Genomic DNA, 15,105 nt, shown 5'->3' on the forward strand with positions numbered 1-15,105 from the left:
CCTCGCCATGCTCAGCCTCGGCGGCCACAAACCCGCACTCCCCGGCCGGGATTGACCCACGGTTACGACAGGAGAGCCAAAATCTCCGTCGAATTCGTTCAGGACGAGGTGCTGCCGGGCCCCACACCAGGAGGTTGTTGTCTTGCCGCGCCCGAGCAGGCGGCCCTTGGCACCGTGTTCAACCAGTACGGCACATAGTCTCGATCGGCGGTCCGTCCAAGGCCCGGCGTTCGTCGAGGACCGCCCTCTCGATACTCGTGCGCGAAACATGCGGGAATCTCTCGGCGAGACGATCGACCACCTCTGCGACGGCCCTGAGTGCGTCTTCTCTGCTCACTTGCCCAGCCGTGTTCGGTTCAGCACGTCAAATGGAGCACCCTTGCGGAAGGTCCCCTGGGGCGACGGGCCGCGAAATGAGGTAGCCCTGCACGGTGTCACAGCGCAAATCACGCAGGAGCTGGAGTTGGTCCTGACGTTCGACGCCTTCGGCTGTGACCGAGAGCCCGATGGCATGGGCGGTGTCGATGATCCCGCCCACGAGCAGGGCGTCCGAAGGTGAAGAATCGATGTTGTCGACGAAGGATTTGTCGATCTTGACCGTGGTCAGAGGCAGGCTACGCAGCAGGGCAAGCGAAGAGAAGCCGGTGCCATAGTCGTCCAGGGCGATGCTGATCCCCGCCTCCCGGAGCTGTTGAAGCTGTCCGATCGCCCGGGGCCGATCGGTGATCGCGGCGCCCTCGGTGATTTCAACCTCGATGAGGTGCGCGGGAACGCGATGCCGGTGAAGTGCCTCAACGAGCTCGGGAACGATGGTGCGGGCCGCCAGTTGGAGTGGAGACACATTTACTGCGACTCGGCGCGGAGTTCCCGCATCCAACCAGAGTCTGGCTTGGGCGCAGACCTCGTTGAGGACCCGTTGCCCGATGCGGTGGATGTCGCCGGACAACTCCATGATCGGAATGAATTCGGCGGGCGAGACGGGGCCCAGAATCGGGTCGGTCCAGCGCAGCAGCGCCTCCACCGCCGAACGGTCGCCGCTGGCCAGGTCCATCTGCGGCTGATAGTGCAAGTTGAAAGCGCGGGTCGCGAAGACCTGCGGCAGGCGCCGCCGGATGAGCGCATTCCGCACGATGGGCGCGGCCTCGCCGTGCCCATCGAGACGGGCAACCTGGCGTTTTCCGGCCTGCTTGGCCTTGAGCATGGCCCCGTCGGCGTGGCGGAGCAACGCGTCAAGCCAGCTCAGTTCCCGTTCTGCTCCAACATCACCGGCCATCGCGATGCCGACGGATGCCGAAACATGCAGCAGATGGCCGTCACAGACGAAGGGCACCGACGCGCCGAGTACGACCTGATCCGCGATGGCGAGAAGCTGCACGTCATCCACGTCGACCAGCAACACCGCAAACTCGTCGCCGCCGATGCGGGCGAGAACATCGGCGGGGCGAACGATGTCGCGCAGCCGGTCTGCGAAGCCGACCAGGATCTCATCCCCGGCCTGGTGACCGAAGGTGTCGTTGATCGCTTTGAAACCGTCAAGGTCGATGTAGAGAACCGCGATGCGGGTCATGTCCACGGTTCCCTCAATCGACGCGGCTCCGCTCTCCTCCAATTGCCTGCGGTTGGGCAGTCGGGTCAGGGAATCGTGGAGTGCGGCGTAACGAAATTCTGTCGACAACCGTTCGAAGATTTGTGACACCGACACGACCCGTGGCCCCTCGTCGGTCAGCACGAGCACGTCACGGTACCGGTTGCCCTCCGGCAGCTCCAGGATGCGCTGCGCCGCATTCGCCAGGCTCATCGCACCGGGCAGGGCGAAGGAATTTTCCGGCACCATCTGGATGGCCGTCGACCGGGCGTGCAGGCCGCGACCGTAGCCCAACCGTCCGGTCAGAGTGATTTCCACCTGTTCCCGTGTCAACAGGAAGAAACTGCCGGCTTCCCGCACGACGAGGGAACGAAGTTGTCGGTTCGCACGGAATATGCGGTCGATTTCGCTGACCGGCGTCGTGGCCGTCACCTGTTGGACGCTGGTAGCCAGGTCTGCCAGACACACGACCCGCCCCACGCGGTTGGGTGCGGTGTCAGGAATGGTGCTCATCCCAAATGGATACCCGAATGCTATCCGGGACCCGACGTAACCCGCCGGAGTTTGCCAGTTGTTCAGCCACCCGCCGCTCATCACCGCCGGATGAACAGCGGGTCGTTGCCTCAGCGGGGTCACGCTCACATTTATGGCTGGGCTTCGGTTTCTGCCTGCTGTCGAGCCTGGGTGTGCTGGATAACGAACACCATGACGAGGGTGATCGAGGACGTCACGCTGTAGGGCACGTTGTTCCACCAGGAAGGAAAGCCAATCAAGAAGCCCACCGCCAGCCATAGCGCCGTGTGAAATGCGACAGCCAGCCCTACCGTGGCGAGCGAGGTCGCATCACCCACCTGATGGAAAGTCGGCTGTCCCACAGGTGCTCCCGCCGCTCTGGACCGCGGCTTTCGCCTCGCGGGGCACTTCTGACGCCGCCGCGGTTAATTGGGCGACCGGGCGCGCGTCGTGACCTCGAGGCCGACGGCAACCCCGCATCCCACTTTTCGTTCTGACCAGACATAGGCATTTCAGTAACCGAAATGGCGTTCCTCGCAGTCGGGACTAGAGCAGCGGTCCGCGCCGCGCCGATAGCCCGGCGAAGAGGGCGTGCAACAGCGGGAGCGCGGACACGGCTACGAGCACCGTTCCGAGCACGACATCTTCGGCACGAAGCAGAATGCCGCCGATCAGCAGAGCGGCGAAGAGGATTGCCGAGACGATCTGACGTGCGGTTCGCTCGATGATGACCAAGCGACGCTCGATCCGGGGAGTCTGCACCGAGACGGTACCGTCGTCGAATCGCGTCGTGAGGCTGTCGAGCCGCTGGGGAAGCCGCGCGATGATGGCCGCAACCGACGCCACTTGCTTTGCGGTCGCCTGCACCACGTTCCCGCCCTCGGCGCGGATCAATTGGGCGGAATATGGCTCGATGGAATTCCAGATATTGAAGGCGGGGTCGAGCGAACTGCACATTCCCGAGGTCAGCGACATCGCGCGCACGATGAGCAGAAAGTTCTCCGGAAGCTGAAACGGCAGCGAGCGCACCACATCACCGAACTCGATGGCGAAGGCGCGGAACTCGCGCGGGTCGACATCCTGCAACTCGGCGAAACCCATCCCGCCGAAACGGGCGAACAGCTTCGTCATCGCGCGCTCGAGTTCGGCGGTGTCAGCGGACGGCAGGAGCACACCCACTTCGCGGATGCCGTCCACCATCCCTTTTCCGTCCCGTGACGCGGCGGCGATGAGCAGATTCACCAGGCCCCGACGCAGGACATCGGGCACGTCGCCCATCATCCCGAAGTCGATGAAGGTGAACTTCCAGGCCCGGCCGTGGTCCGCTCCGGGTACACCTGCGGCGAGCGGCGTGACGAAGATGTTTCCGGGGTGCGGGTCGGCGTGGAAGTAGCCATTGACGAAGAGCTGGTCGAACATGACCGCCGCGAAGTCCTCGGCAACTTCTGACGGGTCGATTCCGGCTGCCCTCAGCCCGTCGACGTCGTTGATCTTGATCGCGGTCACGTCTTGGAGGGTCAGCACGCGCCGCGTGGTGCGCTCCCACACCAATTCGGGAACGCTGACCCGGGGGTCGTCTGCGAAGTTCTGCTCGAACCGTTCGGCGCTTGCCGCCTCGTGCAGGTAGTCGATCTCCTCAAGACTCGTGAACGCGAACTCCTCGACCAGGGCGGGCATGTCGACGCGATCCGAAACGAGACGCACGTGGCTGAGCCAGCGGGCAACACGTCGGAGAGCGCCGAGGTCGACCTCGACGATCTCGCTGATGCCCGGCCGCTGAATCTTGACGACGACGTCGAGCAGGCCGGTCTCGGCGGCATCCAGTTCCGACAGCCGAGCGCGGTGCACCTGACCGAGGGATGCTGCGGCCAGCGGCGAGGGATCGATGTAAGAGAACGCACGCTCGAGCGTCACACCCAGCTCGGCTTCGGCGACGGCCTGGATCGCCGGAAAGGGCACCGACGGAACCTCGTCTTGCAGACCTTCGAGCTCTTTCGTGATCTCCGGCGGCAGCACGTCGAGGCGCGACGACATGAACTGGCCGACCTTGATCATGAGGCCACCCAGGTCGACCGCGAGCACGTGGAAGCGCTGCGCGATGTGCTGCAGTCGCGCCGATCTGCTTCGTGCCGCGACCCGCGCGAGCCCGACCCGCGGGAGAAGGACCTCGTAACACCACGTCTGCGCCAAATACAGGGCGGCGAACCGCAAAATCCGGCGGGAGCGGGCGCGCAAGTCCGCGACGTCGGTCATCTGATCTCCGTGATGCCGACGTGCTGAGGGCACTCGGTCAGTCCTGGGCGAGGATGGCGTACAGCTTGCGACGCGCCTCATCCAGGATGGCGACAGCCTGCTTCACCTGCTCCGGGTTGCCGGATCGCCCGACCTGCGCGGCGGCCTGAGCCAGGTCGATGCCGGCCTTGGGCAGCGCGGTCGCCCGCCCGGTGTCCCGACCGCTCTGGGCCTCCCACGGGGCCGGCTGGTCGGCCATGGCATCCGCTACCCCGCGACCTTCCTCCGTGAGCGAGTAGGTCTTGCGACCGTTGGACTCCTCGGCGTTGATGAGGCCCTCGTCCGCAAGCAGCTGAAGCGTGGGGTACACCGAGCCGGGGCTCGGCTTCCAGGCGCCATTGCTGCGTTCCTCGATCTCATGAATGATCTGGTAGCCGTGCATCGGCTTCTCGGCGAGCAGCGCAAGCACCGCCGCACGCACGTCCCCGCGTGCCATTCTCGGACCGGCCTTGCGGTCGAACTGTCCGCGCAGCTGCTCCATGGCATCCCACATCCCGCTGGGCCAGCCCTCACCAGCACCGCCCCGGCGTGCCCCGAACCCGTCACCCATAAATGAACCACTCATGATGTCCTCCTCAGCGCCGAAGCCATCCGGCTCGACGATAGTTAACGATATATCGTTCGCGACGTGATGGCGAAACCAGGGTCAATCTTCTTTCCACCGTCTGGGAGGCGCCTGTGCCCACCCTGCCGCGCGGTAATGTTGACCCCATTGCCGTCGCCCTGCACCAGGACGACGCCCCTGAATCCGAGGAGAACCAGATGTCCGTCGGCCTGCTCGCCGTTGTCGATGACATACTCACCGCCGCTCTCAAAGCTAGCGCGAAGACCGCAGGCGTCGTGATCGACGATGCGGCCGTCACGCCTCAGTACGTTCAGGGACTGTCACCGGCGCGCGAGCTTCCCATCGTGTGGCGGATCGCTCTCGGTAGCCTGTTCAACAAATTCGTCATCATCATCCCGCTTGCACTACTCCTCTCCGCCTTTGCGCCGTGGGTGTTGCCGTGGCTGCTGATCATCGGCGGTACCTATCTGTGTTTCGAGGGTGCGGAGAAAGTCACCGAGTGGTTCGGAGTTCATCACGGCACTGACGACACTGAGATGAGGGATGAGCGAAAGCTCGTCTTCGGTGCTATTCGCACCGACCTCATCCTCAGCACGGAGATCATGCTCATCGCACTGGCGGGTCTCGATCCCGATTTTGGGATCTGGATGACGCTCGGCGCCTTGGTCGTGATCGGCCTGGGGATGACGGCGCTCGTCTACGGCGCGGTCGCCCTGCTGGTCAAGATCGACGACATCGGGCTGACGCTGATGAAGCACCCGGTACGACGGGTCAGACGCACCGGCGCGCGCATTGTGCGATCGATGCCGGCCGTGTTCCGAGTGATCAGCGTCATCGGCACGGTCGCCATGTTGTGGGTAGGAGGCCACCTGGTGATCGTGAACCTGAACGACACGATCTGGAGCGTTCCCTACGACGTTCTGCACGCCGTGACGCAGGCGGTCGAACCTGCCGGACCCATCATTGCCTGGGTCACCGACACCGCGATGTCGCTCGTTTTCGGGCTCATTCTCGGCCTGATCATTGTCGCGGCCCTGTCCGGGATCTCGCGCCTTCGCAAGCAGAATCGGTCCCACCGCGTAACGGCCTGACCCCGTCGCCGGCTGGCAAGCCGCAATCAGCATGAAACGAGGATGTCCCGGTGCAGTTCTCCCTGTGGGTGGCCCTTGTCGGCGCGGGCACCCTGATCAGCTTCACGCCCGGTGCGGGGGCGATCAACACCATGAGCAACGCTCTCAACGCGGGCTTTCGCCGCTCCATCTGGGGAATCCTCGGCCAGCAGGCCGCGCTTCTCATCCACATCGTGATCGTGGCACTCGGTGTCGGTCTGCTCGTGGCCGGTTCTCCGATCGCCTTCAACGTCATTCGCTACGCGGGTGCCGCCTACCTCGTCTACCTGGGCATCCGTCAGTTTCTGGCCAAGCCGGAACTCGATGGCGAGCGCACCCGGGCCCTGACCGATGAGCCCCGCTGGTCGATGTTCCGACGCGGGCTGTGGGTGAACATGCTCAACCCCAAAGCGATCGTGTTCTTCCTCGCGTTCCTGCCCCAGTTCATCCGGGTGGACAGGCCGATGCCGACCCAGTATCTGATCGTCGCGGCCACCGTCGTTGCGATCGACATTCTGGTGATGTGGTTCTTCTTCGCCGGAACAGCGCATTCATTCGCGCGATTCACCCGCGACGATCACGGCCAGCGCGTGTTGAACCGCATCTTCGGTGTGCTCTTCGTGGCTGTCGGCGTGCTGCTCGCGGTCCTCCACTGAGGAGTCCAAACCACCGGTTGAACGTGTTTTTCGCAGCCGGGTGAGCAGCCGAAAAATCACATACCAAGACCACTAGGATGTTCGAAGATCGTCCCATTGGCACCTCGGACGTGATCGAGAGCAAGGAGCACAGATGACGCCTGCCGTGGACGCCGACCTCGTGATACTAGGTGGTGGACTCGCCGGTCTCACGCTGGCCGCCCGGCTGGCCCGAGTACGTTCCGGTTTGCGCGTCGTGGTGCTGGAACCCCGCACGGCCTATCGAGACGACCGCAGCTGGTGCTTCTGGCGACCGGAACAGCACGACCTGTCACACCTGGTCTCACGAAGCTGGAAGACCTGGACCTTTTCGGATGCGGCGGGCCTCACCGTTCGGCATCGGGTACCCGGGCTGGCCTACCAGTACATTCGGGGCAGTGATTTCTACGCGAGCGCGCAGGCCGACATCGCCGAGTCTGCGAACGTCGACCTGCGTCTCGGCGTGCACGCCGAGACGGTCGACGCAGTCCCCGGCGGCGTTCGGGTTGAGACGAGCGCGGGCCCCCTACTGGCCCGTCAGGTGGTTGACACCCGACCACGGGCCGCCGAGTCGATGCTCTACCAGAGCTTCGTGGGCTTCGAACTGGAGCGTGAGCATCCGTTGCCGTTCGAGCTCGGCGAGGTCACGCTGATGGGGTCGCTCGACGCCGACGCCGAGGGTTTGAGCTTTGTGTACGCCCTGCCGCTCGGCCGGAACCGCGCGATCGTGGAGTGGACCCGCTTCGGCACGGCGCCGATAGAGCGGGAGCGCCTGGTCGGCGAGCTCGACGAGGTACTCACTGGGCTCGGCCTGGCCGACGCCCGCCGGGTGCGCACCGAGGGTGGCGTGCTGGCCATGGGTCTGGGCCGGCAGACGGCGTCGCCGATCCCCGGGGTCGTGCACGCCGGCAATGCCGGCGGGGCGCTGCGGGCTGCCTCGGGCTACGGGTTCCTGCGCATTCAGCGCTGGGCTCAACTCTGCACGGAGAGCCTGCTCGCTGGCCAGGGGGCGGTGGGCCACCCAGACGAACCTCGGGCGAGGCGCGCCTTCGATCGCATCTTTCTGCAGGCCGTTCGGGCGCATCCGGAACGCACCGCGGAGTATTTTTTCGCCCTCGCCCGCGGCGTTGCCCCCGCCGCGCTGGTGCGTTTTCTCAGCGACGGCGCCCGACCCACGGACTACGCACGCATCATCGCGAGCCTGCCGTGGACCCCTTTTCTTGCCCAGGTGGCCGCGCCTGCGGCGTTCACCCCGGCACAGACCCTGCCGGCCACCAGACCGACGCCGACCACAGAAACCAGCGTGCAGCGATGACCGATCAGACCGCTCCTCCCCGTAGCGAGGCCGCCCGCGTCACGCCGCGGCGGCGGCGCGTGCCCGCCGAGACGGTGGTGTTCTCCAGCCTGGCCCTGGTCATTCTGGCCGTGGTCGGACTGGGCATTCCCATGCCCTCGCCCACGGTTCAAATCGTGCTGCTGGGCATCCTCGCCGGTGTGCTGGGCCTGCCCCACGGCGCTCTCGATCCACTGATCGCGCGCCGGGCTGGGCTGTGGCGCACTCCGCTGGGCTTCGCCGGGTTCAACGCGGTCTACATTCTGGTCGTGGTCGGCGTGGTGCTGCTCTGGCTGGTCGCGCCTGTGCCGAGCCTGGTCGCGTTTTTGCTCGTGTCGGCGCTGCACTTCGGCTCCGATTGGAATGCGGACCGGTCGGTCGGGCTGCGTTTTCTCGCCGGATTCGGGCTGCTCACCGTGCCGGCGCTGTCGCATCCTGACCAGGTCAGCGCAATCTACGTGGTGCTGTCCGGTGACGGAGGCGCAGTGGTGGCCAGCGTGCAGGAGTGGCTCGGGCCGATCGCCGTGGCAGGTCTGATGATCGCTGCCCTGGTCGCCCTGCGACACCGGCCGAGCGAGAGCGTTGAGATCGTGCTCGCCACAGTGCTCGGCCTGGCCACAGAACCGCTGGTCTTCTTCGTGCTGTATTTCTGCGCACTGCACAGTTTTCGGCATTTGAAGGGAGGATTCCAGGAGGAGCGGGGCGGCGGACGGCAGACGGCCCTCCTGGTCGTGGTCTACACCGTGGTCCCCCTCCTCGCGGTAGCGGTCTTCCTCGTCGCGTTCGGCCCCGGCGGCGTTCTCAGCGAGCAGATCCTGCAGCTGGTGTTCATCGGTCTGGCAGGGCTCACCGTGCCGCACATGATGGTGGTGACCTACGAAATTCGTCAGCGACGAGCAGCTGGTGCGGTTCTGCTTTGACATCTCCTGCCCGTGCCGAGCGGAACTGTGGTCAGCACTGCGTCGCCCACCAGGGTGATGCCCCCATTCGAGGAGGTCCAGATCTCGGTCGGCTTGCTCGCCGTAGTCGATGACGTACTTACCGCCGCCCCCAAGGCGAGTGCTAAGACCGCATGAGTCGTCATCGACGACGCGGCCGTCACCCCACACTACGTTCGGGTTTTCACACCGGCACGCGAACTCCACGTTGTCAGGCAGATCGCACTCGGCAGCCTGTTCAACAAGTTCATCATCATCCCGCTCGCACTGCTCCTTTCCGCATTCGCGCCATGGGTGTTGCCGTGGCTGCTGATCATCGGCGGCACCTATCTCTGCTTCGAGGGTGCGGAGAAAGTCACCGAATGGTTCGGCGCCCACCATGAGACTGACGACACTGAACCGCGGGATGAGCGAAAACTCGTCTTCGGCCCTACTCGCACCGACCTGATCCTCAGCACGGAGATCATGCTCATCGCACTGGCGGGTCTCGATCCCGATTTCGGGACCGGTCTGACGCTCGGCGCCCTGGCGGTGATCGGCCTCGGCGCGCGCATCGTGCGGTCAATGCCGGCCGTGTTCCGGGTGATCGGCGTCATCGGAACGGTCGCGATGTTGTGGGTCAGCGGCCTCCTGGTGATCGCAAAACTGGCCGACACCTTCTGGCACGGCGCCTACGACGTGGTGCATGCCGTCACGCGCTCGATCGAATCTGCCGGTCCTGTCGTCGCCTGGGTAGCCGACACTGCGATGTCGGCCGTGTTCGGGCTCATTCTGGGCCTGATCATTGTCGCGATCTTTTCCGGAGTGTCGCACTTTCTGGAACGGAATCGGACAGACCGCGTAGCGGCCTGACGAGAGCCTCGTGGGCGTCGGCGTGCTGCTCGCCGTCATCCACTAGGAATCTGAGGATGCTTCTGCCTCTACCCGGGCTGCGAACTCCTCCATGCCTGTGGCGATGTTCTCTTGTCGCGAGTCATCATCTTCGGGGTTGTCAGGAGCGTCATACGGCCAAGACATGTACACGTTGGGGTCGATCACGAGGAACGCGGCCAGCGAGCTGCTCGGGATCGCTTCATAGTCGCGCACCTGCTCGTCTGACTGGTCCATGCCCATCCATGCGATGCCCGTGTTTTCTGGCAGGACAACCCAGCCTTGACCGCGGAACACCTCGGCGAGATCTGGTGGGACGCTGGCATGCACCTGAGCGAAACCGCGGGTGGTGAGGGCCGGTGCGAGAGTGTTGAGGAGTTCCCGGCACACCTGCGCGGATCCACCGGTGATCAGCAACTCGAAGACGGCGGTGCCGTGGTCGCTGACGATTGCATCGTCGATGTCATCGTCGGTGGAGTCTTCGTCGAGCTGATTTTCGTCAACGTAGCTGTCCGGTTCGGTGACAAGAGCGCCGAGAAGCCGGCCGTCATCGGTTTCGGCGACGAGGGCCAGAGCCATGGACTCAATTTGGAGTTCGATGGTGTCGTCGAAATAGATCTCAGGCGCGTCATCGACTTCGGCCTGCGGGTGTTCAGCGAACAACGCGACGAAAGCGGTTCGATGCTTCTTATTGAGGCGTCGGACTCGGAAGCTCAGTTTCTCGCTCATGCTTGAGCCTCTCGACGATGTTCTGCGTGCTGTCATGCTCCGGTACCGGAACACTCGAATTTATCATGCGGGCCAGAGCAACACTGGCACTCCGCTCCACACCCCCGCTCGTCCTGACGCTCATCGTCAGGGGAGCATACTTCTGTCTCTATTTCTTGATCTCGTGCCGAGACGAAGAGTTTTCGCATGGCGCCAACGTAGCCCGCTGTCAATGAACGTGGCTAATGTGGCGAGACGTTCGTCTTGCGACCCGAGCGGGGCGAGAAAAACAGAATCGAGACCGATCATGGGAAAACTCGACGGCAGGATCGCGCTGGTGACAGGCGGTTCCGTGGGCATGGGCGCGGCGGATGCGACGCTGCTGGCAGCAGAGGGAGCCCGGGTCATCGTGGCCGACATAGCCGATGACGCCGGCCAGGCGCTGGCAGATTCGATTGGCGGCGTCTACCGACACCTCGACGTGGCAGACGAGGCGCAGTGGAAGCAGGTGGTGGCCGACGTCGACTCCACCGTCGGTCACATTGACATCCTCATCAACAACGCCGGAATCGTCGCGTTCACGCCTGTTGCCACTACAGAGTTGGAGGAGTGGAACCGCGTCATCGGCATCAATCTGACCGGAGTCTTTTTGGGCATCCGCTCGGTCGCTGAATCAATGAAAGCTGCCGGCGGAGGCGTCATCGTCAACGTGTCGTCCACCGCGGGAATCATGGGCTACTCCAACCTGAGCGCCTACGTTGCCAGCAAGTGGGGAGTGCGCGGACTTACAAAAGCCGCGGCCCTGGATCTCGGCGCTGACAACATCCGCGTAGTCTCGGTGCACCCGGGCGGCATCCGTACACCGATGACCGCCGGTATGGAAAGTTTGGAGATGTACGCCGGGCAGCCGATCCCGCGCATTGGCGAGCCTGAGGAGGTGGCGAAGCTGATTCTGTACCTGGTCGCCGACGCAACCTACTCCACGGGCACCGAATTCATCGCCGACGGCGGTGCGACGGTTGGGCAAGTCCTGAACGTGTGAGCGTCAGGTCGCCGGTTTTGATCCCTGCGGAGTGACGACCACCTTGCCGAGCGCACGCCCTTGTCTGAGGGCAAGGACACCCATCCGGCGCCCGGTCAGCAGGCCAAGCGCAAGGCCGATCGTCGCGACCCCCAGAAGCGTGGGCACTGCTCCGCCAACGCAGAAATAGCGGCCGTCCGAAGCAAACGCCTACCGGGACTGAATAGTCCAACTCGACGATTTGCTGCTTCAGTCGCTTTGTCTCGGCCTGCGCGTCAGAGGCCGTTTCCGAAAGGATGGCACAACACGGTCGGGCAAATGATGGGATTTCGACGGGAAGTTTTTTTTGGGATTTTCCATCTTCTCGGTATTGCGGTTTGCTGTCCGTGCCGCTTGGATGCTGGAGATGAATGGTTCTCATGTCCCGAGTCAATGATGCGCCGGTTGTCGCGGTTCCCGTCTCCCGCGCGACAGGGGTTATGGTCGCGGTGCTCCGCGTCGGTGTTGCACTGATGTGGATCCAGAATGTCGCCTGGAAGATCCCTCCGGACTTCGGCCGAGCACAGGAGAACGGACTTTACTTCTGGGCGAGCCAGGCGATCGCCCGTCCTGTTCTACCGCCCTACTCCTCACTCGTCGAAGCCGTCATCCTGCCCAATATCGAGGTCTTCGGGTGGTTCACCCTCCTCGTCGAAGGCGGACTCGGGGCTTTTCTGCTCATCGGCCTCGCCACGCGTTTCTGGGCTGTCGTCGGCATCGGCCAGACCCTGGCAATCACGCTTTCAGTACTTTTCGCCCCGAACGAATGGCACTGGTCGTACTATCTCATGGCGCTCGCTCACCTCGCGATCTTCGCGACCGCAGCTGGGCGAAGCTATGGAATCGACGGTGTCCTTCGCCAGCAGTGGGTGCAATCCTCAGGGCGCGCGGCCCGACTGATGATGAGGCTGTCATGAGGCGATCACCAGCCGGCTCGAGCGTCTTCGACCGCGGTAGCGTTCTTCTCGGCCTGGCCTCACTTGTGTTTGCGGGCTTTGTGTTCGGCGCCCAGCTTCCGACCGAATTCGACTTCGTGCACATCGGGGCAACTGGTGCTGTCGTTCTACTTGTGAGTGGCGCACTCGCCATCGCCGGCGGTACCACTCGGCGCCCCGCGCTCTACGCTGCCGCCGGTGTTCTGCTGACCGTCGCCGCGCTCGTGCAACTCGCAGGGCTCGCAGCGTCTTTCAGGCCGCTGGGGGGCGACGCCTCTACCATGGCGGTCACCGGTGGTCTCGGAATCGGGCTTCTCATGCTCGCCCGCGCTGTCCGTTCGCTCATTCGCACCCACGATTCCGACGAAAGGTAAGCCTCAATGGACCTGAATTCACGCGTTCAGCCCGTGCTCGACGTTGCACGAACTCACGCCCACGCAGTAGATGCGGATGGGCGTTTTCCACATGAGGCCGTGGCGGCCCTGCGCGAGTCCGGTTTGCTCGGACTCACTCTGCCCACTGAGGCTGGTGGTCTTGGTGCGGGGCCACGCGAGCTCGTTGAGGTCATCAGCCAGCTTGCGGGAGCGTGCGGGTCGACCTCCATGATCTATCTGATGCATGTGAGCGCTTCCATGCCCGTCGCAGCCGCACCGCCAGCGGGGATGCCCGCACTCCTCGAGGATCTCGCCAGCGGTCGCTCTCTTGCCTCCCTCGCGTTCTCTGAAGCGGGTTCCCGCTCACACTTCTGGACTCCGGTGTCGCGCGCGACCTCGACGTCAGACGGAATGCATATTTCTGCGAAAAAGAGTTGGGTGACCTCCGCAGGCCACGCGGATGTCTACATCATCTCTACCGGGACTGCGGATGCCGAGACCGTCGACCTGTTCGCGGTCCCGGCAGATAGCCCGGGGCTCAGCGTTGACCGGCCGTGGAGCGGTATGGGATTGCGTGGGAACTCCTCGAGCCCGATGACCATCGACATGGATTCTTCCGAGGGATTCCGTCTCGGGACGGCCGGTAGCGGATTCGGGCTCATGATGAGTTCTGTTTTGCCGTGGTTCAATCTCGGCAACTCGGCTGTGTCTATCGGGCTCAGCCGTGCGGCCGTCGAAGCAGCGGTGAGGCATACGGTGGGAACCCGGCTGGAGCATCTCGACCAAAGCCTGTCAGCGCTACCGACAATTCGGGCGCAGTTGGCGAAGATGTCAATCGATCTCGCGAATGCGAGCGCGTACCTTGATCGGGCCGCTGGTCGCGTGGCTGACCCGCAGGAGGATACCCCCCTATTCGTGCTCGGCAGCAAGGCATCATCGAACGATGCCGCACTGCGAATTACGGATGCCGCGATGCGCGTCTGCGGCGGTGCGGCGTTCTCGGAGCACCTGCAAATAGATCGGTACTTTCGCGATGCCCGCGCGGGCCACGTGATGGCTCCGACATCCGATGTGCTCTATGAGTTCTACGGCAGGGCGATCACTGGCCGCCCACTTTTCGACGCCCCGGAAACCGCCGCGGCACCCTCCGCCCAAACTCGTGACACTGCCTCTGCGGGTGCTGCAGCATGAGTGCGCCCCTGATCATCGGCTCCGTTGCGTACTCTCCCAATGTCGTACCCATCTGGGAAGGGATGCGAGACTACTTCGCCGAGACCTCAACGCCGATCGACTTCATGCTGTTCTCAAATTATGCGAGTCTGGTGGACTCCCTCATCACGGGAACAATCGATCTTGCGTGGAATACCAACCTGGCCTGGGTGCGCACCGTCGCCCAGACGGATGGAGCATGCCGTGCACTCGCGTCCCGGGATACGGACCTTGTGTTCCAGACGGTGTTCGTCGCCCGAGCAGGCAGCGGTTTCACCGGGCTGGAGAGTCTTCGTGGACGTCGACTTGCCCTGGGGTCACGCGATTCAGCGCAAGCCGCCATCCTTCCCGTGCATTTTCTGCGTGAGGCGGGGATCGGCGAGACGGATGTCGATCTCACTCGCATCAATAGCGATGTCGGGAAACACGGTGATACGGGCAGGAGCGAACTCGACGCCCTTCGCGCGGTGCTCGAGGATCGGGCGGATGCTGCGGCGATCGGCATCAACACGTGGCAAGCGATCGGTCGCGGTGAGCTCCTCCCCGGCGCGTTCGAGTCCTTCTGGATCTCCCCCGAGTACAGCCACTGCACCTTTACCGCCATGCCGTCGCTGACGATCGACCGGTCGGACGAGTGGGTGGCAAACCTATTCGCGATGGACTGGGAGAACCTCGAACATCAGCGAATCCTCGAGATGGAAGGCCTGCGGGCGTGGGTGTCGCCGAAACTTGACGGGTATGCCTCGCTCATCGCGGCCGTGCGGGAACAGAAAGTATCGGACCGATGGTGACCGCGAGCCCTCCGGTAGGCGCGGGCCTGCTCCTCGACCTGGTCGAGAACGTGAGCCGGGTGGCAACAGGCCGTACGGCTTCTGTCGACTTCGGGACATGCGATCGGGACGCCGCCCTGGAACTCATCTCAGCGTGGTGCCTTTCGAGT

Annotated in this window: 16 protein-coding genes and 1 pseudogene; 11 read left to right on the top strand and 6 right to left on the bottom strand. The window is 64.0% G+C overall.

All coding sequences use genetic code 11. From position 1 onward, the window contains the following. Positions 1-178 precede the first annotated feature (178 nt). The 5 genes from E3T40_RS17660 to E3T40_RS14720 all read right to left on the bottom strand — a co-directional run bounded on the left by E3T40_RS17660 (position 179) and on the right by E3T40_RS14720 (position 4,955). Positions 179-337 (bottom strand): three-helix bundle dimerization domain-containing protein, encoded by a 159-nt coding sequence (locus tag E3T40_RS17660; protein WP_370287939.1) that lies wholly within the window; start codon positions 335-337, stop codon positions 179-181. 27 nt (positions 338-364) lie between these two features. Then, complete coding sequence (locus tag E3T40_RS14705) at positions 365-2,098, bottom strand: bifunctional diguanylate cyclase/phosphodiesterase (protein WP_166786653.1); 1,734 nt, start codon at positions 2,096-2,098, stop codon at positions 365-367. Between the two features lie 131 nt (positions 2,099-2,229). Then, the gene (locus E3T40_RS14710; RefSeq protein WP_134544477.1) at positions 2,230-2,460 is read right to left on the bottom strand and encodes a low affinity iron permease family protein; all 231 of its coding nucleotides are present in this window, start codon (positions 2,458-2,460) and stop codon (positions 2,230-2,232) included. A gap of 184 nt (positions 2,461-2,644) precedes the next feature. Next, entirely contained in the window at positions 2,645-4,351 is a 1,707-nt protein-coding gene (locus E3T40_RS14715) for an AarF/ABC1/UbiB kinase family protein (protein WP_134544479.1), read from the bottom strand. A 37-nt stretch (positions 4,352-4,388) separates the two neighbouring features. Further along, positions 4,389-4,955, bottom strand: a complete 567-nt coding sequence (locus tag E3T40_RS14720) for a PadR family transcriptional regulator (protein WP_104193671.1) — start codon at positions 4,953-4,955, stop codon at positions 4,389-4,391. 197 nt (positions 4,956-5,152) lie between these two features. Here E3T40_RS14720 and E3T40_RS14725 point away from each other — a divergent pair, with 197 nt between their 5' ends. The 5 genes from E3T40_RS14725 to E3T40_RS14745 all read left to right on the top strand — a co-directional run bounded on the left by E3T40_RS14725 (position 5,153) and on the right by E3T40_RS14745 (position 9,861). Next, positions 5,153-6,046, top strand: coding sequence for a DUF808 domain-containing protein (locus E3T40_RS14725; RefSeq protein ID WP_104171245.1), 894 nt, complete (start codon positions 5,153-5,155; stop codon positions 6,044-6,046). 50 nt (positions 6,047-6,096) lie between these two features. Further along, positions 6,097-6,720, top strand: a complete 624-nt coding sequence (locus E3T40_RS14730; RefSeq protein WP_134544481.1) for a LysE family transporter — start codon at positions 6,097-6,099, stop codon at positions 6,718-6,720. Positions 6,721-6,853: 133 nt separating this feature from the next. Beyond that, positions 6,854-8,053, top strand: a complete 1,200-nt coding sequence (locus E3T40_RS14735; RefSeq protein WP_134544483.1) for a lycopene cyclase family protein — start codon at positions 6,854-6,856, stop codon at positions 8,051-8,053. Then, positions 8,050-8,991: a Brp/Blh family beta-carotene 15,15'-dioxygenase gene (locus E3T40_RS14740; protein WP_134544485.1), complete on the top strand. Its 942-nt coding sequence runs from the start codon at positions 8,050-8,052 to the stop codon at positions 8,989-8,991. Before E3T40_RS14735 ends, E3T40_RS14740 begins: the two co-directional genes overlap by 4 nt. A gap of 162 nt (positions 8,992-9,153) precedes the next feature. After that, positions 9,154-9,861 (top strand): DUF808 family protein, encoded by a 708-nt coding sequence (locus E3T40_RS14745; RefSeq protein ID WP_370287942.1) that lies wholly within the window; start codon positions 9,154-9,156, stop codon positions 9,859-9,861. A 42-nt stretch (positions 9,862-9,903) separates the two neighbouring features. On the opposite strand, the gene E3T40_RS14750 is transcribed toward E3T40_RS14745, so the two are convergent. Further along, positions 9,904-10,608, bottom strand: coding sequence for a hypothetical protein (locus E3T40_RS14750; protein WP_104171192.1), 705 nt, complete (start codon positions 10,606-10,608; stop codon positions 9,904-9,906). Between the two features lie 286 nt (positions 10,609-10,894). Between E3T40_RS14750 and E3T40_RS14755 the strand changes: the two genes are divergently transcribed. From E3T40_RS14755 to E3T40_RS14775, 6 genes and pseudogenes are all read left to right on the top strand, one after another. Continuing rightward, complete coding sequence (locus tag E3T40_RS14755; protein WP_104101598.1) at positions 10,895-11,629, top strand: SDR family oxidoreductase; 735 nt, start codon at positions 10,895-10,897, stop codon at positions 11,627-11,629. 398 nt (positions 11,630-12,027) lie between these two features. Further along, positions 12,028-12,564 carry a DoxX family protein gene (locus E3T40_RS14760; RefSeq protein ID WP_134544487.1) on the top strand — a complete coding sequence of 179 codons (537 nt, stop codon included), beginning with the start codon at positions 12,028-12,030 and terminating at the stop codon, positions 12,562-12,564. After that, positions 12,561-12,956, top strand: coding sequence for a hypothetical protein (locus E3T40_RS14765; RefSeq protein ID WP_134544490.1), 396 nt, complete (start codon positions 12,561-12,563; stop codon positions 12,954-12,956). Before E3T40_RS14760 ends, E3T40_RS14765 begins: the two co-directional genes overlap by 4 nt. Positions 12,957-12,962: 6 nt before the next feature. Beyond that, a pseudogene (locus tag E3T40_RS17665) lies at positions 12,963-13,550 on the top strand (acyl-CoA dehydrogenase family protein); the annotation flags it as partial. Continuing rightward, entirely contained in the window at positions 13,551-14,147 is a 597-nt protein-coding gene (locus E3T40_RS17195) for an acyl-CoA dehydrogenase family protein (RefSeq protein ID WP_241981796.1), read from the top strand. It abuts the pseudogene before it with no gap. Further along, positions 14,144-14,956 carry a phosphate/phosphite/phosphonate ABC transporter substrate-binding protein gene (locus E3T40_RS14775; RefSeq protein WP_104101612.1) on the top strand — a complete coding sequence of 271 codons (813 nt, stop codon included), beginning with the start codon at positions 14,144-14,146 and terminating at the stop codon, positions 14,954-14,956. Before E3T40_RS17195 ends, E3T40_RS14775 begins: the two co-directional genes overlap by 4 nt. Positions 14,957-15,105: the final 149 nt, after the last annotated feature.

The organism is Cryobacterium sp. TMT1-19, assembly GCF_004403055.1.
GTDB lineage: Bacteria > Actinomycetota > Actinomycetes > Actinomycetales > Microbacteriaceae > Cryobacterium > Cryobacterium sandaracinum.